Raw genomic sequence first — 16,909 nt, 5'->3', positions numbered from 1 at the left:
GAGAGTCCCGCCCATGACGAACCCGGCCGAAAGGCTCGTCGACCTGCTCGACCTGCAGCAGATCGAGGTCAACATATTCCGTGGCCGCAGCCCGCAGGAGTCCTTGCAGCGGGTCTTCGGCGGCCAGGTCGCCGGCCAGGCACTGGTCGCCGCCGGGCGTACCACGGACGGTGACCGACCGGTGCACTCGCTGCACGCGTACTTCCTTCGCCCCGGCAGGCCGGGCGTGCCGATCGTGTACCAGGTGGAGCGCGTCCGGGACGGCCGGTCGTTCACCACCCGGCGGGTCACCGCGGTGCAAGAGGGGCGCACCATCTTCAATCTGACCGCTTCCTTTCACAAGCCTGAGGAAGGACCGTTCGAGCATCAGCTGCCGCCGGCCCGTGAGGTGCCGGATCCGAAGGAGCTGCCGACGGTCGCCGAGGAGATCCGCGAGCATCTCGGTGCCCTGCCGGATCGGTTGGAGCGGATGGCCCGCCGTCAGCCCTTCGACATCCGTTATGTGGAGCGGCTGCGCTGGAACGCCGAGGAGATCAAGGACGCGGAGCCGCGCAGCGCGGTGTGGATGCGCGCGGTGGGCCCGCTGGGCGACGATCCGCTGGTGCACACCTGCGCGCTCACCTACGCCAGCGACATGACCCTGCTCGACGCGGTCCGCATTCCCGTCGAACCGCTGTGGGGTCCGCGCGCCTTCGACCTGGCCTCCCTCGACCACGCCATGTGGTTCCACCGTCCCTTCCGCGCGGACGAGTGGTTCCTGTACGACCAGGAGTCGCCGATCGCGACCGGCGGCCGAGGGCTCGCCCGCGGCCGCATCTACGACCTGGAGGGGCGACTGCTCGTGTCGGTCGTCCAGGAGGGTCTGTTCAGGGCCCTGTAGGCGCGGCGGGCGACGCCCTCACGCCCGCGCGGGCCGGGGTCCTCTGCCGCGCAGCCGGCCCAGCAGTCCGCGGGGCCGCTCGGCCGCCCCGGCCACGGGTGGGTCGCAGCGGGGAGTGACGGCCCTGCTGCGGGCCGTCGGCGAGATGGGACGCGGCGGGTGCCGGACGGGCGGGGCCGCGGGTCGGGGTGCGGGCCGGTGGGCGCGTGCCTCGTCCACCGCGCGCGCCAGGTCGTTCCTCAGCCAACCGATCTCGTCGGGGTGTTCCGCCGTCATGATCTTCTCCGCGAGGTGTGCGGCGGGCGATTCCGGCGTGCCGTGGGCGGGCGGCCCCGGGCGGAAGCGGTGCAGATGGGAGCGCTCGTAGGGGTCCGGGACGAGGTCCACGAGGTGGGCGGGGTCGAGGAAGGCGGCCACGGCCCCGGCGCGCTCCCATGGATCGTCGGCCTGCCGCAGCAGGAACCCCAGATGGCGTCCGCGCCAGTTGCGGGCACGCAGATCCAGGCCCGCCGCGAGCTGGTCGCGCAGCCCCTCGGGCATCCGGCCGGTCAGCAGCGCGGCGCTCTTGCCGTCGGCCGCGAACTCCCGTAGTTCGTCGGCCAGATAGTGCCAGACCACCGCACGATAGCGGTTGACATAGAAGGTCACGGGCGTCATCAGGCCCAGGCGTGCGAGACGGGTGAACCGACCGGCCGGCACATCGACGAGGGCCGCGCCCGCCGTGGTACCCACGGTCGCGACGCTCTGGCGAAGCGCCTCGGGGAAGCCCTCGGTCGCGCGCAGCCGGTCGATCTCCGCTCGTGGGACGCGTCGGCCTGCGCCGCCCGGGTCCGGCACGGTCCGGATGCGTCCGAGATGCGCGGCGAGCTGGAACTCGCCGCGTTTGAGGCCCAGTTCGCGTGCGGCGCGGCTCGGGGCAAGGGTGAGGTGGTGAGTTGGTGCGACAGTGCCGACCGGCATGGTGGTACTCCCCCGTGGAGTCAGTGCTCACGCTGGGTGCGTGCGCCGTGACCCACGACGTTAGCCGTTCGGACGGATGCCGTGGCGAGCCTGTGGATAACTCCACGGTGCACAACAAACGTGCAGGTCAGTGCTCTGAGGTCGGATCGCGCTCGGGCTGTCGGGCGTCCACGCCGAGGTGTTCGCCGACCCGGTTGACGAGCAGGGTCATCTCGTAGGCGATCTGGCCGATGTCCACCTCGGCGCCGCTGAGCACGCACAGGCAGCTGCCGGAGCCCGCGGCGGTGACGAAGAGCACCGCGTCGTCGTATTCGATCATGGTCTGGCGCACGTTGCCCGCGCCGAAGTGGCGTCCCGACCCCTTGGCGAGGCTGTGCAGCCCGGAGGCTATCGCCGCGAGGTGTTCCGCGTCCTCGCGGCGCAGCCCCGTGCTCGCCCCCGTCACCAGCCCGTCGTTCGACAGGACCAGTGCATGTCGTACGTGCTCCACGCGCTCGGTCAGGTCGTCGAGCAACCAGCCGAGTCCCTGGTTCTGCGCCATGCTCGGTCTCCCCGTGTGATGTCTCCCCCTGGCCGGAGGATCCCTCAGCCAGCCTTCCCCACGGCCGTCGTCCCGGCAAGGAGGATGGGGGCATGGCAGAGAAGATGACCGATGAGGAATGGCGGGCGTTCGTCTCGTACGGGACCCGCACCGGCAAGCTGTCGACCGTACGCGCCGACGGGAGCCCGCACGTGGCCCCGGTCTGGTTCGTGCTGGACGGGGACGAGGTGGTCTTCAACACCGGGAAGGAGACGGTGAAGGGGCGCAACCTGGCCCGTGACGGGCGGGTCGCCCTGTGCGTGGACGACGACCGGCCGCCGTTCCACTTCGTCGTGCTGAGCGGACGGGCCCGGCTGTCGGAGGATCTGGGCGAGGTCCGGCAGTGGGCGACCAGGATCGGGGCCAGGTACATGGGTGAGGACCGGGCGGAGGAGTTCGGTGCCCGCAACGGGGTTCCCGGCGAACTGCTGGTCCGCATGGCCGTGGACAAGGTGGTGGCGGTCCGGGACTTGGCGGCCTGACGGCCCTTCAACCCGGTGGCTTTCCGCCCGGCGGCTCTTCAGCCCGTGGAGTCGAGGAGCCGGGCGGTGTGCATCCGCCCGGCGTACTCGACCAGGCGGATCAGCACCTCCTTGCCGGAGTCCCGGTCTCGGGCGTCACACAGGACCACGGGCGTGCCCGAGTCGAGGTCGAGGGCGCGGGACACGTCCTCGGCGGCGTGACCGCGGGCCCCGGTGAAGCAGTTGACGGCCACGACGAACGGAATGCGCCGGTGCTCGAAGTAGTCGACAGCGGGGAAGCAGTCGGCCAGCCGCCGGGTGTCCGCGAGGACCACGGCACCGAGGGCGCCCTGCGCCAGTTCGTCCCACAGGAACCAGAAGCGGTCCTGGCCCGGTGTGCCGAAGAGGTAGAGGGAGAGGCCGGAACGGATGGTGATGCGTCCGAAGTCCATGGCGACGGTCGTGGTGACCTTGCGATCCACGCCGTCGGTGTCGTCCACCCACTGACCGGCTTCGCTCAGCAGTTCCTCGGTGCGCAGCGGCCGGATCTCGCTGACCGCGCCGACCAGCGTCGTCTTGCCGACGCCGAATCCGCCGGCGACGAGTATCTTCAGCGCCAGCGCGGCCTCGTCGTCGACCGTGGTGGAGTGCTCGGAGACCATGATCACTTCCTTCCGGAGCGCCGACCGCGATCGACGTCCGTGTGCCTGGTGCGCATCATGACGACCACAACTCCGTTCCGGGGGCTTTGACATGATGGCGAGCGTCGTGGTCGGCTCACGCCCGGTTCGTTCCGCGTCTTCATCCGCGCTGCTCGCCGTCCCGCTTCATCTACAGTGCTCGCAATCCGGCGATGACCTCGCGCAGAATCCGTTCGTCGGGCAGTTGGGCCGGCGGCACCGGGCGGCTGACCGAGACCCGGCCCAGCTCCAGAAGGTCGCCGAGCAGCACCCGCACCACCGCCACGGGAAGGTCGGTGCCCGCGGCGAGTTCGGCGACCGACTGCGTCTCCGTGCGGCACAGGTCGATGAGTGCCCGGTGTTCGGGGCCGAGTGTGTCGTCGTCCGCCGCGGACGCGCCGGGGTCGAGTGTGACGAGGGCGATCAGGTCGAACCGCACTCCGGTCGGGCCGGGCTTGGTGCGGCCGCCGGTCATGGCGTACGGGCGGACCAGGGGACCGGCCTCGCCGTCGTACCACTGACTGCCCGGCTCGGGCGCGGCGCCCGTCGTGTCGTCACTCATCTGTGCCGTTCGCCTTTCCGGCTCGTCTTTCCCGCTCATCCGGCGGCCGGCGGCCGGGCGGTGGCGCGCGGCGGCGTGTAGAGGTGCTCGCCGACCCGCCTGACGAGCCGTGCCATCTCGTAGGCGATCAGTCCGATGTCCGCGGTCACGGCGGTGAGGACGGCGAGGCACGAGCCGTCTCCGGCCGCGGCGACGAACAGGAACGCGTCGTCCATCTCCACCATGGTCTGGCGCACCCCGCCCGCACCGAAGTGCCGGCCCGCGCCCTTGGCGAGGCTGTTGAAGCCCGACGCCACGGCGGCCAGGTGCTCGGCGTCCTCCCGGGCCAGGCCGGTCGAGGCGCCGATGGCGAGGCCGTCGTTCGAGAGCACCACGGCGTGCCGTACCTCGCCCACGCGTGCCACCAGGTCGTCCAGCAGCCAGTCGAGTTCGCCGGAGCGACGGACGGCCCCGGTGTTGGGGTCCTGGATCATGCTGGGTCTCCTTCGCTGCTGTCTCGGACCGCTCCTCGGCCCGGCCCGGCGCCGCGGCCGGGTGGCCGGCCGCCGCCACGCGCCCATCCGGCGCGGTAGGCGGCCATGCGGTCCCGTACGAGTTCGGGGGTGCGCCGGTCGTCGTCGGCGGACCCGGACGTCCCGGCCGGTTCCTCGGGCCGCTGCCCGCGCAGTTGCGGGACGAGGCTCGCCTGCCGCACCCGGCGCGGGAGGTCTTCGGCGGGCCCGGAGGCTTCCGTCGTGCGGTGCAGTCGCAGGGCCGTGACTCCGGGGCGCGTGAGGTCGGTGGCCGGACCGGCTCCGGGAGGCGCGTTTTCGCGTGCCGGACCGGCCCCGGAGGGCGCGTCTTCGGGCGCCGGTCTGACTCCGAAAGGCGAGTTTCCGGGCGCCGGTGCGGGCTCCGCCCGGTCGGTGGCGACGAGAGCGGGCCGGTCCACCGCGGCGGCGACGGATGCCTGAGGCGGCGCGGCACCGGGCACGCGCGCGTACGCGTGTTCCGCCGGTTGCCACGGCTGTGCGGTGAAGCCGGCGGCACCGTCTGCCGGGCCGCTGTGCAGGAGGCCGGTCGGGAGCAGGACCACCGCGGTGGTGCCGCCGTAGGGAGAAGGACGCAGATGGACTTTGACGCCCTGGCGCGCCGCGAGCCTGCTGACGACGAAGAGGCCGAGCCGGTCGCTGTCGAACAGGTCGAGCGCCTCGGACTGCTCGATGCGCCGGTTCGCCTCGTCGAGGGTGTCCTTGCCCATGCCCAGGCCGCGGTCCTCGATCTCGACGGCGTAGCCGTTGCCGACGGGCTCGCCGGTGATGCGCACGCGCGTGTGCGGCGGGGAGAACTGTGCGGCGTTCTCGACCAGTTCGGCGAGCAGATGGGTCAGGTCGGCGACGGCCGCGCCGACGACCGAGGTCTCGGGGAGCCTGCGCACTTCCACGCGCGCGTAGTCCTCGATCTCGGAGACGGCCGCCCGCACCACGTTCGTGAGGGACACCGGCATCCGCCAGGCGCGTCCGGGCGCGGCTCCGGAGAGGATGATCAGGCTCTCCGCGTGGCGTCGCATACGGGTGGTGAGGTGGTCGAGCTGGAAGAGGTCGCTCAGTTCGTTCGGGTCCTCTGACCGGCGCTCCATGCTGTCCAGCAGGCTCAACTGGCGGTGCACCAGGATCTGGCTGCGGCGGGCGAGGTTGACGAACACGCCGGAGATGCCGCTGGCGAGTTCGGCGCGCTCCACGGCGGCGCTCAGGGCGGCCCGGTGCACGGTGGCCAGGGCCTCGGCGACCTGTCCGGTCTCGTCCTGCGCGGGCGGACCGGGTGGCGCCTCGGCCTGGATGTCGATCTCTTCCCCGGCGCGCAGCCTGCGCATGGCCTCGGGGAGTTTGCGGCGGGCGATCTCCAGGGCGTCATTGCGCAGGCTCACCAGTTCCACGACGATTCCCCGTCCGATGCGTACGGAGATCACGAGCGAGGCGGCGACCGCCAGCAGGCCGAAGAGGACGGCCGCACCGGCCGGGGTGAGCACACCGCGCGCGAACGGGTCGGCGCGGCCCGCGACGGCCCGGCCCGTCTCCGCCTCGATCGACCGCATGCCGTCCCGCACGCGCGCGTGCGCGGCTTCCCAGGTGTCGGGGGCCACGTCTGCCGTCCGGGCGCCCGGGCGGCTCGCCAGGGCCCTGTCCTCGACGGCTGTGACGGCCCGGTAGGCACCGCTGTCGGCGAGGCCGAGCCAGGCGGTGTGCTGGGCGCCCGGCAGGTCCGCGACGGCCGTCTCGGCGAATGCGCGGCGGGTGCCGACCGCCGCGGCGAACAGCCGCAGCCGCTCGCCGTCGAGCCGTCCGGCCTGACGCGCGCCGGTGAGCAGCGCGTCCTCCTGCGCCAGGCCCTCGCCCGCGCGGGCGAATTCGAGCAGCACGCGCGCGTCGGCGCCGACGTCGTCGCTCTGAATGCCGGCGAGGGCTCCGCCCACACCGAAGGCCGTGGCGATGGTCGTGGTGTACCGCCCGTACGCCTCGTCCCAGTCGACGCGGCCGTCGAGCACCGCCGTCCGCAGCGTGCGCAGGCGCTCGGCTCCGGTGACGAAGTCCGCGAGGCGCCGTGCGACGTCGGCGGGCAGTTCTCCGCTGTCGGCGACGGTGTGGTCGTCGCCGAGCCGGAGTGCGGCCACGGCCCGGTCCGTTCGCGCGCCGAGTGCCTTGAGGCCGCCGCCCTGCCCGGCCGGCGGGTCGGTGGCGTAGCGGACCGCCGCCGCGCGCTCGGTCTGCAGGGCGGCCACGGCTGCCGCGACCGGGGCCCGCAACTCGGCGTCGACGTGCTGCGACTTGCGCAGCCGGGAGACGTCCTGCGCGGTGCTGACGGTGGCGTAGGCCCACAGCGCGAGCAGGGAGACGACGGGGACCATGAGGAGGCAGACGACCTTGGCCCGCACGGTTCGCGGCCGTGTCCGCCAACGTCCGGCGCGCCTGGGCGCGGGCTCCGGCACGGTACCCACCGGCTCGTTGGCGCCTTCGTCGGCGGGTGGTCCGGCATGCGCGCGGCGACCGCGGACGGGCGGTGGGGCCGGCGCCGTGGTGCCACCCTCTGGGGTTCTCCGGGGTGTGCGCATGGGCTCCTCGTTCGGTGGTGGTTCGGGGCGCGCTCGTGGAAGGTCCGGTTAGCGGACGACGGCGCCCTCGACGGGCCGCTGGGCCGAGGCGGACGCCTCGCGCTCCCCTGCCGTGGGCGAGAGCGCGACGAAGGCCGAGGTGAGGAACAGATAGGACCCGAGGCCGACGGCGAGGGGGAAGATGAACTGCATCGCCGTGGCCCCGGGCAGGACCGCGTCGGACGGGGTGACGTGGACGCTCACCGCGAACATGCCCGTGTAGTGCATGCTGCTGACGGCCGCCCCCATGACGAGCGAGGCGACGGTGACCGCGACGGGCGACTTGATGTTCAGCCCCGCCCACAGGGCCACGGTGGCCGCGATCACGGCGATCAGCACCGAGAGCGCGACGAGGACCGGGTCGTAGTCGACGCCGCCGTGCAGGCGCATCGCCGCCATGCCCAGGTAGTGCATGCTGGCGACGCCGACTCCGGTGGTGAGACCGCCGAGGGCGAGGGCCCGGGCGCGGTCGCGGCCGTAGCCGACGGCGAACACCCCGGCGCAGACCACGAGCATGGCGACGAGGAGGCTGAGGACGGTCAGCGGCACGTCGTAGCGGATGTCGGTGCCGCTGACGCGGAAGCCGAGCATGGCCACGAAGTGCATGGTCCAGATGCCGGTGCCGATCGCGGTGGCCGCGGTGATCAGCCAGTTGCGGCGCGAGGGGCCGGTGGCGGCGAGCGCGCGGACGGTGCAGCGCAGCCCGAGCGCGGATCCGATGCAGGCCATCGTGTACGACAGCACGGGGGTCAGCCAGCCGAAGGCGGCGTGGTCAAGGTGTCCCATGGCCCCGGGACGCTAGCCGGGGCAGGGGCGCACAATGGGGGCGCGTTTCGAAAGCTGATGGAATATGACACAGAGATGGAATGGAACGATCGCGTCAGGCTCGAACATGCGCACTGAGACATCCTTCGCGCCCTGCGGGATCATGCCGGGCATGAGCGAAGACCACGCACGTGTGCAGGAGTTCTTCACCGCCCGCGCGGCCGGCTGGGACAAGAAGTTCCCGGACGACGGCCCCGCCTACGCGGACGCCGTCGCCGATCTCGGGCTGCGGCCCGGCGACCGAGTGCTCGACGCGGGCTGCGGCACCGGCCGCGCCCTGCCGCCGCTGCGCGCCGCCGTGGGCCCCTCGGGACTGGTCGTGGGCGTCGACCTGACCCCGGCGATGCTCGCCGAGGCGGTACGCGCGGGCCGGAATGCGGACGGGCGGCTGCTGCTCGCCGACGTGACCGCGCTGCCGCTGCGGTCGGGGGTCTTCGATGCCGCGTTCGCGGCGGGTCTGATCGCGCATCTCCCCGACCCCGCCGAGGGGCTGCGGGAGCTGGCACGGGTGGTGCGGCCGGGCGGCACACTGGCCCTGTTCCATCCGATCGGCCGCGCGGCGCTGGCGGCCCGCCAGGGGCGCCGGATCACCCCGGACGACCTGCGCGCCGAAGCCAACCTCCGGCCGCTGCTGGCCGGTTCGGGGTGGCGCATGACGTCGTACGTCGACGAGGACGCCCGCTTCCTCGCCCTGGCCGTCCGGGAGGGCTGAGCGCGGCGCCACGCACGCCCCGAGCTGGCCCGGACCGCGGAGGCGTGCTCCTCCGCCACCGGGCCGCCCCCTTCTGCCACCGCGCTCGCGACCCTACGTTGACGGGAACAGCTGAACGGCCCCCGATGAGACGGCACAAGGGAAGGTGGTCCGCATGCTCGACAGGATCCGCACGTACGTCGCCGGATTCCGCGGTTCCTCAAGCGCGCGGAGCGCCGGACCTCGTGAACGCCGCTCTCACAACTTGTTCGAAGCCGCGGCCGCGTATGTGTCGGCCCGCGCGGAGGACGACCAGGACGGGATCGACGAGGCGGCGGCCTGGGTGTCCCCGGAGGCGCTGTCGTTCGGCGTGAGCGAACTCGCCTGCCGGGCCGTCGTCGCGCTGGCCCAGGAGCGGGGCGCGTCGCCGCGCGCGGTGGCCCGTGACCTCCTGGGGCTGCCGGCAGCCTGAGCGCCCGGTGGGGGGCGCACGGCCGTTTCGCCCGCGTACAGGCGGAAAGCTGCAGCTCTGGGTGGGAAGGAGGGTCGTGACAACCGGCTTCCGCCGGCACTAGGGTGCGCGCCGTTGGACGAACCACTGGGGAGGCTGGAATGGCCGGGACGGACGAGGAGGTCGTCGCCGCCGCGGACGATGCGCTGTACGTGCTCACGGCAGTACTGCTGACACCGGCGCAGTTTCCGAGCGTGCTGGGCGACGACTACCCGGAGGCCTGTGCGGCGCTCGGACTCGCGCCGCTGGCCGACGGGTACGGCCTGGTGCTCGGCCAGGACGGCGAGGGCGCCCGCTGGACGGTCGCCATCGACGACGTCTCGCTGGTCGCCGTCGCGATCGCGTCCTGGGACTGCGGCATGGAGTACGACCTGTCGCCGGACGAGCGCACGGTGGTCGCGGCCCTGCCGGGCTGGCCGCTCGCGGTCGCCGTCGCCGCACCGGGCGTGCCGGCGCCGCACGATCCCGCACCCGACGTGGCGGACGGCCCGCCGCTGGCCCCGCCGGACACCGGCATCTGGGGCCCGGCCCAGCGGCGGCTGGGCGCCGACGAGATCGCGCTGCAGTGGGCGGTGTGGCGGGAACAGATCGACGACGCCGACTTCTCCAGGCCCACCGCGGGGCCGGACAAGGCCGCGGAGGCGGCCCTGGAGGGCACGGGTCGGCCGGCCGAGGGCCACCGCGGCATCCGGCGGGTCCTGGCCGAGGCCCACGCCTACGTGGACACGCCGCCACCGCTCGGCCGGGTCCGCTCGTCGTTCGCCCCTGGCGACGCCCGGACCCTGCGCGCCGACGGGCCCGGCTGGTCGATGGTGGCCCGCACCGACGACATCGCGTTCGTGCTGCTGGACGAAGAGCCCGGCGAAGTGCTGCCGGTGGGCCGCGGCCCGGAACTGCCCGGACTCCTGGAGGCACTCGACAAGCTGGCCGTGCGCCCCAGTTGAGCCGGCGGCAGCAGCCGTGCGGCGCCGGCGGGACGGCGGCCGGGCCGCGGCGGCCGGGAAGCAACACGCTGGGCCCGCGACGGAGCCGAACCGGTGGCCCGGGGCCGGCACCCGGCCGTGCCGGGCGAGGCCGGCGCCGCCCCGGACCGTGCCGTCGGCCGGTCCTCGGACGGCGACGCGGCCTGCTTGCGCGCGAAGCCCGACGCGCCGCGGAGGCGGCGCCTCAGCGGCCGAGTTCCTTGCGGGTCACCCGGCGCAGCCTGCGCCGCTGCGAGGGGTCCAGCGCGAGATACGCGGCGGCGGGAACGCCCACCACGATCAGAAACGCCACCCACCAGGGCAGCCATATCAGCAGGATGAGCCCGACCGCCACACCCCCTGCGGCGATCTTCGCGTTCTTCGACATGTGCGTCGCCTCCTTCGCGGCCACTGCCGCTCTCTGCTGTGAAAACGGGCCCGTGCTTCCCACGGTTCCGGACCGCGACCCTGAGACGTCCCTGATACGCGACCCTGAAGCACCCCGGGGCCGGACATCCCTGCCGCACATCGAACACCAGGTGAAGTGACTCAGCTCACAGCCTAGCCGTTCGGAGTCGAACACGGACGTGGGGTAACCTCGGCGGCCTTGCCCTCGGTAGTCAAATTTGAGGAGTCGGGCAGAGCTGTGCACAGCATCACCGCGGCGCCACCCTCCGAGCCGTCCGAACTGGCCCGCTGCCCCGCCGTGTTCGTCCCGGCCGACCCCGCGCGTGCCGGCCGCTTCGCCTTCTGGCAGCCCGACGGCACCCTTCCCGCCCTTCCGGGCACAGGAACCGTCGCCGACCTGGTCGTGGCGGTGCCCGGCGAGCACGGGGTGGAACGGGTGCGCCTGCCCGCGGTGCTGCTTCCGGTGCGCGCCGCCCTCCCGGTGCTCACACGCGCGCGTGTCGACCCGCTCGCCCACCGGGCCACCGCGTTCTGGGGCTCGGCGGGTGTGCTGGCCCTGCACTTCCTGGCCCGGGGCCTGCTGCTGCCCGGGCTCTCCCCGAGCGATCACGACGCCTGGCGGGTCGGCCCCCTGACCGCCCGGGAGACGGAACTCGTCCGCGAACTGGCCGCCTCCATGCCGCCGGAGGCCCACGCCGTCCCGGTGGGCGGCGCCGAGCCGCCTCGGCTGCCCGCCCCGGAGCGGCTGCTGCGCGACTTCCTGGACGCGGTCGCCGACACGCTCCCCCGCTCCCCCGCCGCGCCGCTGGTCACGGGCGGCCCGGCGTACGCGGCGGCGCAGCCGCGACATCTGCCCGGGCAGCGGGCCTGGGCCGACGACGTCGCCGCGGGGCACGACGCCGGCGTACGGCTCTCGCTGCGGATCGAGGTGCCGGGCCTCGACGACGTGTTGCACGACGACGCCCTGCCGCGGTTCGGTGCCGTCCTCCAGGTGCACACCGTCGCCGGCCCGGCGACCGTCGCCGACGCAGCCGAGGTGTGGTCCGGCTCCGGTCCTTCGGGGCCGGCCTTCGGCCCCCGCGCGCGGCTGGACACCCTGCTGGCCCTGCGCCGCGCGGCCCGTGCCTGGCCGCCGCTCGCGGCCCTGCTCTCGGCGGCCGTGCCGGACCGCGTCGAACTCGCCGACGACGAGATCACCGAACTCCTCGGAGCGGGCGCCCGTGCCCTGTCCGCGGCGGGCGTCGAGGTGCACTGGCCCAAGGACCTGTCGCGCGAGCTGTCCGCCCGGGTGGACATCGGCCCGCCGGCCGACGGGAGCACACCGGGCTCGACGGGGGCACAGCTGCCGTCGTTCCTGTCGGCCGACGCCCGGCTCGCGTTCACCTGGTCGTTCGCGTTGGACGGCCGGGAACTGTCCCGTGCGGAACTGGACCGGCTGGCCGAGGCCGGGCGTCCTCTGGTGCGGCTGCGCGACCAGTGGGTGCTGATCGATCCGCAACAGGCCCGTCGCGTCCGTGCGCGGCAGGACCGCGAGGTCACCCCCGTCGAGGCGCTGGGCGCCGTGCTGACCGGCTCGACGGAGGTCGACGGACGCCGCGTCGACGTGCGGCCCACGGGGTGGCCGGCACAGCTGCGGGAGCGGCTCGCGGACCCGGAGGGGCAGGAGCCGGTCGGTCCGCCCCCGGCACTCGCCGCCACGCTGCGGGACTACCAACTGCGGGGTTTCACCTGGCTGGCCCGGATGACGTCCCTCGGACTCGGCTGCTGCCTGGCGGACGACATGGGCCTCGGCAAGACCGTCACACTGATCGCCCTGCATCTGCACCGCCAGACCGACCCCGCCGCGGCCGGCCCCACACTCGTGGTCTGTCCGGCGTCCCTGCTGGGCAACTGGCAGCGGGAGATCGAGAGATTCGCGCCCGGCACACCGGTGCGCCGCTTCCACGGCCCGCGGCGGAGTCTGGAGGCGCCCGCCGACGGCGAGTTCGTCCTCACGACGTACGGCACGCTCCGCCCGCACGCAAAACGGCTCGGCGAGGTCCCCTGGGGCATGGTCGTCGCCGACGAGGCACAGCACGTGAAGAACCCGTACTCGGCGACGGCGCGGGCGCTGCGCTCCGTCGGGGCACGCGCACGCGTGGCGCTCACCGGCACCCCGGTGGAGAACAACCTGTCGGAGCTGTGGGCGATCCTCGACTGGACGACACCCGGGCTGCTGGGGCGCCACAGCACTTTCCGCGCCCGGTACGCACAGGCCGTCGAGGGCGGCCGGGACCCCGCCGCCGCGCAGCGCCTCGCCCGGCTGGTGCGACCGTTCCTGCTGCGGCGCCGCAAGTCGGATCCGGGCATCGCACCCGAGCTGCCGCCGAAGACCGAGACCGATCACCCGGTACCGCTGACCGGGGAACAGGCGGGCCTGTACGAAGCCCTGGTCAGGGAGACGCTGGAGGCGATCTCCGCGGCCGACGGGATGGCGCGCCGGGGGCTGGTCGTGAAGCTGCTGACGGGGCTGAAGCAGATCTGCAATCACCCGGCGCAGTTCCTCAAGGAGGACACCGCCCGGATCGCCGGACGGTCGGGGAAGCTGGAGTCGCTGGACGAACTCCTCGACACGATCCTCTCCGAGGGGGCGGGCGTGCTCGTCTTCACCCAGTACGTGCGGATGGCGCGCCTCCTGGAACGGCATCTGGCGGCCCGTGGTGTGCCGGCGCAGTTGCTGCACGGCGGCACGCCCGTGCCCGAGCGCGAGGCGCTGGTGCAGCGCTTCCAGGACGGCGAAGTGCCCGTTTTCCTGCTCTCGTTGAAGGCGGCAGGCACGGGCCTGAACCTGACCAGGGCCGAGCATGTCGTGCACTACGACCGCTGGTGGAACCCCGCGGTGGAGGCACAGGCCACCGACCGCGCGTACCGCATCGGCCAGAGTCGGCCCGTGCAGGTGCACCGGCTGATCGCCGAGGGAACCGTCGAGGACCGCATCGCGGAGCTGCTGAACCGCAAACGGGACCTCGCCGACGCCGTGCTCGGCTCCGGCGAGGCGGCACTCACGGAACTGACGGACACGGAACTGGCCGACCTGGTGGAGCTGCGCGGGGAGGCGCGATGACCCGGTACGACGAGGATGTGGAGCGCACGTTCCCCGCTCTGCCGCCCGCGCACGGGCGGGGCTTCGCACAGACGTGGTGGGGCCGGGCGTGGCTGCGGGCCCTGGAGGACACCGCGCTGGACGGGGCTCAGGTGAAGGCGGGGCGCAGGCTCGCGCGCTCGGGAGCGGTGGGTGCGGTCTCGGTGCGGCCCGGCCGGGTCACGGCCGTCGTCCGGGACCCCGGACGCGCCGCGCACCGGGCCGACGTGCTGCTGCCGAAGCTGTCGGACGAACAGTGGGACCGGCTGCTCGACCTGGTCGTCGAGCGGGCCGGGCACGTGGCGGCGCTGCTCGACCGCGAGATGCCGCCCCATCTGGTGGAGGACGCGGCGGTCGCGGGGATCGAACTGCTGCCGGGCCTCGGCGACCTGGAGCCGGAGTGCGACTGCGGCGCCTGGGACCACTGCGGGCACACGGCGGCACTGTGCCACCAGGTGGCGCGGCTGCTGGACGAGGATCCCTTCGTGCTGCTGCTGTTGCGGGGACGGGGCAGGCGCGCCCTGCTGGACGCCCTGCAGGCACGTACCGCGGTGCCCGAGGGTCCGGCCGCCGAACCGGACGGCGTGGACGCCGCGGAGGCTTGGGCGGCCGGCGACATCCTGCCGCCCCTGCCCGCCCCGCCCCGGCTTCCGGACGAGCCGGGCCGGCCGCCGTCCCTCGACGCCGAGGCGGCACCCGCGCCCGGGATCGACCCGCAGGCCCTCGCCCACCTGGCCGCGCGCACCGCCGAGGAGGCGTATCGGCTGCTCACCGGGGCGCTCCATGGCGAGCCGGGACAGGCGGGACCCGAAGCGGAGCTGACGGTGGGCCAGGACGCCGTGCGGCTCGCCGGGGGCGCCCCCGCTGGCGCCCTCGCGCACCGGCTGGCAAACGGATCGGGCCGCGACACGCAAGGGCTGGCGACGGCGGTGCGGGCCTGGCGCCACGGCGGTGCCGAGGCGCTGGCCGTGCTCGACGAGGAGTGGCAGGTGGAGGGCGGCACCCTGGCACGCGCGCGTGCCGCGCTGGACGCCGCCTGGGACAAGGACGACCGGCCGGCGCTGACGCGGGCCGGCAACCGGTGGACCGCCCAAGGTGCGGGCGTGCAGGTGCGGCTGGGGCGGGACGGCCGCTGGTGGCCCTACCTGCTGCGCGGCCACTGGATCCCCGCGGGACACGCCGCGCGGGATCCGGCGACGGCCCTCGCGGCAGCGCGGCTCGCCCTTGAGGAAGAGCGGTCCGTGGCCCCCGACGGTCCCAAGCCCGTGCGGGACTGAAGGTCTGACGGCGCATCGGCCGCACCCCGGGCCCCGCTGACGGGAGCGCCCCGGACCATGGTCCCCCTTACGGGAGCGCCCCGGACCGGGGTCCCGCTGACGGCACGTCGGCCCGACCCGATGTCCCGCCGACTGGACGAGTGGGCGACGCCCGGCGTTCACCCGGCGGTAGCACCGATTTCCTTCCGGGACCCAAATCTGGCCATTGCCGAAGAACTTGACTCCTGGAGGCCCGATGTCCTCGCACACCACCGGTCGGCGCCGAGCCCACCGTTCCGTCGTCACGGGCCTTCCGCTGGCCCTGGCAGCCGCACTCGTGGCGGCCGGCACGGCCGCGGCGACGCCGTCCGGGGCCGCGAAGGCCCATGTCGTGCGCACGGCGACACTCGCGGACATCCCGCTGGGCACGTTCAGCAACGCCCTGCTGCCCCGAAGCGTCGCCGACGACCGGGGTGTGGACCTCGGCGGCATCGGCAGCGACATCTACCCCACCGGCCGCAAGAACGAGTTCTGGACGGTGACCGACCGCGGACCGAACGGCCAGATCAAGGTGGACGGCCAAAAGCGCCGCACGTTCCCCGTACCGGGCTTCGACCCGGCGATCGTGAAGATCCGGGTGTCCGCAAACAGCGTCAAGGTGATCGACGCGATCCCCCTGACCACGTCCTCCGGAAAGGCCGTCACCGGGCTGTCCAACCAGAAGTCGCGCGACGAGGCTCCGTACGGTTACGACGCCACGACGCCACTGGCGTACAACCCGAACGGCCTGGACACCGAGGGCATCGTGCGGGCCGCGGACGGGACGTTCTGGCTGGTCGACGAGTACGGGCCGTCGCTGGTCCACGTGTCGGCGCGCGGCAGGGTGCTCACCCGGTACGTGCCCGAGGGGCTGAACCTGGCCGGTGCCGACTACCCGGTGGTGGAGGCGCTGCCGTCCGTGCTGCTGCACCGCAAGGTGAACCGCGGTTTCGAGGGGCTGGCCCTGCTGCCCGGCGGCGACCTCGTGATGGCCGTGCAGAGCCCGCTCTCGCTGCCGGACACGGACGCCGGGAACGCCTCGCGCACGACCCGGCTGCTGCGCTTCTCGCCGAAGAAGCACGCGGTCACCGCCGAGTACGCCTACCGGTTCGACCCGGTCGCCATGGTCGACCCGAGCGAGGAGGACACGTCCGAGTTGAAGATCTCCTCGGTGGTGGCGCTCGGCGGTGACCGGCTGCTGGTCGAGGAGCGCACCGACAAGGCGGCCCGCCTCCAGGTGGTGAAGCTGAGCCGCAAGGCCGACATCCTCGGTGGCGCCTGGGACGACGACACGACGTCGCCCTCGCTTGAGCAGCTGGACGACCCGGCCGCCGCGGGCGTGCCGGTGCTCCGCAAGCGGCTCGTGGTCGACCTCGGCGCGGTGAGCGGGGTGCCGGGCAAGATCGAGGGCATCGCGCGCGTGGACCACGACACGCTCGCCCTCATCAACGACAACGACTTCGGGATGACGGACGGCTCGGGCGCCTTCGACGCGCAGGGCCGGCTCGTCGACAGCGGCATCGAGACGACCGTGACCTACGTCCGGCTGCCCCACGGCATCTGAGGTCCCGCACGGGGGGAAGCCGGCGGTAGCGGCCGGTCATCGGCACGCGCGCGTGGGGCGGCAGGGGATGCGCCGCCCCACGCGCGTGTGCGTTCAGCCCCGGACGCCGAGGAGGTGGTCCATGGCGAGTTGGTCGAGGTGTTCGAAGGCCATGCCGCGGGCGGCGGCGGTCTCGGTGTCGAAGTCTTCGTAGGCGGTGCGGTCTTCGAGGAGGGCGTTCAGGCCGTCGGCGGCGGTGGGCAGGGCGAGCTGGTCGAGGCGGGCGGCCTTGAGGGCGTCCTG

General features: G+C 73.7%; 16 protein-coding genes and 1 pseudogene. 8 read left to right on the top strand and 9 right to left on the bottom strand.

Going from position 1 to position 16,909, the window contains the following annotated elements:
* Positions 1 to 13 precede the first annotated feature (13 nt).
* Positions 14 to 880, top strand: a complete 867-nt coding sequence (locus tag ACFYTE_RS39570; protein WP_388721657.1) for an acyl-CoA thioesterase — start codon at positions 14 to 16, stop codon at positions 878 to 880.
* Between the two features lie 18 nt (positions 881 to 898).
* On the opposite strand, the gene ACFYTE_RS39565 is transcribed toward ACFYTE_RS39570, so the two are convergent.
* A complete protein-coding gene (locus tag ACFYTE_RS39565; protein ID WP_388721655.1) occupies positions 899 to 1,840 on the bottom strand; it encodes a DUF6397 family protein in 942 nt (313 codons plus the stop codon).
* Positions 1,841 to 1,967: 127 nt separating this feature from the next.
* On the bottom strand, positions 1,968 to 2,381 hold the full coding sequence (locus ACFYTE_RS39560) for a roadblock/LC7 domain-containing protein (RefSeq protein WP_388721653.1): 414 nt from the start codon (positions 2,379 to 2,381) through the stop codon (positions 1,968 to 1,970).
* Between the two features lie 92 nt (positions 2,382 to 2,473).
* On the opposite strand from ACFYTE_RS39560, the gene ACFYTE_RS39555 reads away from it, so the two are divergent.
* Entirely contained in the window at positions 2,474 to 2,902 is a 429-nt protein-coding gene (locus tag ACFYTE_RS39555) for a PPOX class F420-dependent oxidoreductase (protein WP_388721651.1), read from the top strand.
* A 38-nt stretch (positions 2,903 to 2,940) separates the two neighbouring features.
* Here the strand turns inward: ACFYTE_RS39555 and ACFYTE_RS39550 are convergent, their stop codons facing one another.
* From ACFYTE_RS39550 to ACFYTE_RS39530, 5 genes are all read right to left on the bottom strand, one after another.
* A complete protein-coding gene (locus tag ACFYTE_RS39550) occupies positions 2,941 to 3,543 on the bottom strand; it encodes an ATP/GTP-binding protein (protein WP_388721649.1) in 603 nt (200 codons plus the stop codon).
* Positions 3,544 to 3,712: 169 nt separating this feature from the next.
* On the bottom strand, positions 3,713 to 4,123 hold the full coding sequence (locus tag ACFYTE_RS39545; RefSeq protein ID WP_388721647.1) for a DUF742 domain-containing protein: 411 nt from the start codon (positions 4,121 to 4,123) through the stop codon (positions 3,713 to 3,715).
* A 35-nt stretch (positions 4,124 to 4,158) separates the two neighbouring features.
* Positions 4,159 to 4,596, bottom strand: a complete 438-nt coding sequence (locus ACFYTE_RS39540; RefSeq protein ID WP_388721645.1) for a roadblock/LC7 domain-containing protein — start codon at positions 4,594 to 4,596, stop codon at positions 4,159 to 4,161.
* Positions 4,593 to 7,211, bottom strand: coding sequence for a nitrate- and nitrite sensing domain-containing protein (locus tag ACFYTE_RS39535; protein WP_388721644.1), 2,619 nt, complete (start codon positions 7,209 to 7,211; stop codon positions 4,593 to 4,595). The genes ACFYTE_RS39540 and ACFYTE_RS39535 overlap by 4 nt, the downstream gene beginning before the upstream one ends.
* Before the next feature lie 48 nt (positions 7,212 to 7,259).
* Positions 7,260 to 8,036, bottom strand: a complete 777-nt coding sequence (locus ACFYTE_RS39530; RefSeq protein WP_388721642.1) for an MHYT domain-containing protein — start codon at positions 8,034 to 8,036, stop codon at positions 7,260 to 7,262.
* 151 nt (positions 8,037 to 8,187) lie between these two features.
* Here ACFYTE_RS39530 and ACFYTE_RS39525 point away from each other — a divergent pair, with 151 nt between their 5' ends.
* The 3 genes from ACFYTE_RS39525 (at position 8,188) to ACFYTE_RS39515 (ending at position 10,221) form a co-directional block, all read left to right on the top strand.
* Complete coding sequence (locus ACFYTE_RS39525; RefSeq protein ID WP_388721640.1) at positions 8,188 to 8,787, top strand: class I SAM-dependent methyltransferase; 600 nt, start codon at positions 8,188 to 8,190, stop codon at positions 8,785 to 8,787.
* Positions 8,788 to 8,941: 154 nt separating this feature from the next.
* Positions 8,942 to 9,238 carry a hypothetical protein gene (locus tag ACFYTE_RS39520; RefSeq protein ID WP_388721638.1) on the top strand — a complete coding sequence of 99 codons (297 nt, stop codon included), beginning with the start codon at positions 8,942 to 8,944 and terminating at the stop codon, positions 9,236 to 9,238.
* A 140-nt stretch (positions 9,239 to 9,378) separates the two neighbouring features.
* Positions 9,379 to 10,221, top strand: a complete 843-nt coding sequence (locus ACFYTE_RS39515; RefSeq protein WP_388721636.1) for a hypothetical protein — start codon at positions 9,379 to 9,381, stop codon at positions 10,219 to 10,221.
* A 223-nt stretch (positions 10,222 to 10,444) separates the two neighbouring features.
* On the opposite strand, the gene ACFYTE_RS39510 is transcribed toward ACFYTE_RS39515, so the two are convergent.
* Entirely contained in the window at positions 10,445 to 10,627 is a 183-nt protein-coding gene (locus ACFYTE_RS39510) for a hypothetical protein (protein ID WP_067052638.1), read from the bottom strand.
* A gap of 258 nt (positions 10,628 to 10,885) precedes the next feature.
* Between ACFYTE_RS39510 and ACFYTE_RS39505 the strand changes: the two genes are divergently transcribed.
* From ACFYTE_RS39505 to ACFYTE_RS39495, 3 genes are all read left to right on the top strand, one after another.
* Entirely contained in the window at positions 10,886 to 13,750 is a 2,865-nt protein-coding gene (locus ACFYTE_RS39505) for a DEAD/DEAH box helicase (protein WP_388721634.1), read from the top strand.
* Positions 13,747 to 15,045, top strand: coding sequence for an SWF or SNF family helicase (locus tag ACFYTE_RS39500; RefSeq protein ID WP_388721632.1), 1,299 nt, complete (start codon positions 13,747 to 13,749; stop codon positions 15,043 to 15,045). The genes ACFYTE_RS39505 and ACFYTE_RS39500 overlap by 4 nt, the downstream gene beginning before the upstream one ends.
* 235 nt (positions 15,046 to 15,280) lie before the next feature.
* On the top strand, positions 15,281 to 16,627 hold the full coding sequence (locus tag ACFYTE_RS39495) for an esterase-like activity of phytase family protein (protein ID WP_388721630.1): 1,347 nt from the start codon (positions 15,281 to 15,283) through the stop codon (positions 16,625 to 16,627).
* A 93-nt stretch (positions 16,628 to 16,720) separates the two neighbouring features.
* On the opposite strand, the pseudogene ACFYTE_RS39490 reads toward ACFYTE_RS39495, so the two are convergent.
* Positions 16,721 to 16,909, bottom strand: a pseudogene (locus ACFYTE_RS39490) (xylose isomerase); the annotation flags it as partial.

The sequence above is a fragment of the Streptomyces sp. NPDC004629 genome (assembly GCF_042873595.1).
Taxonomy (GTDB): Bacteria; Actinomycetota; Actinomycetes; order Streptomycetales; family Streptomycetaceae; genus Streptomyces.
The sequence above is the reverse complement of the archived record's forward strand: the minus strand, read 5'-3'. Positions and strand labels throughout refer to the sequence as shown.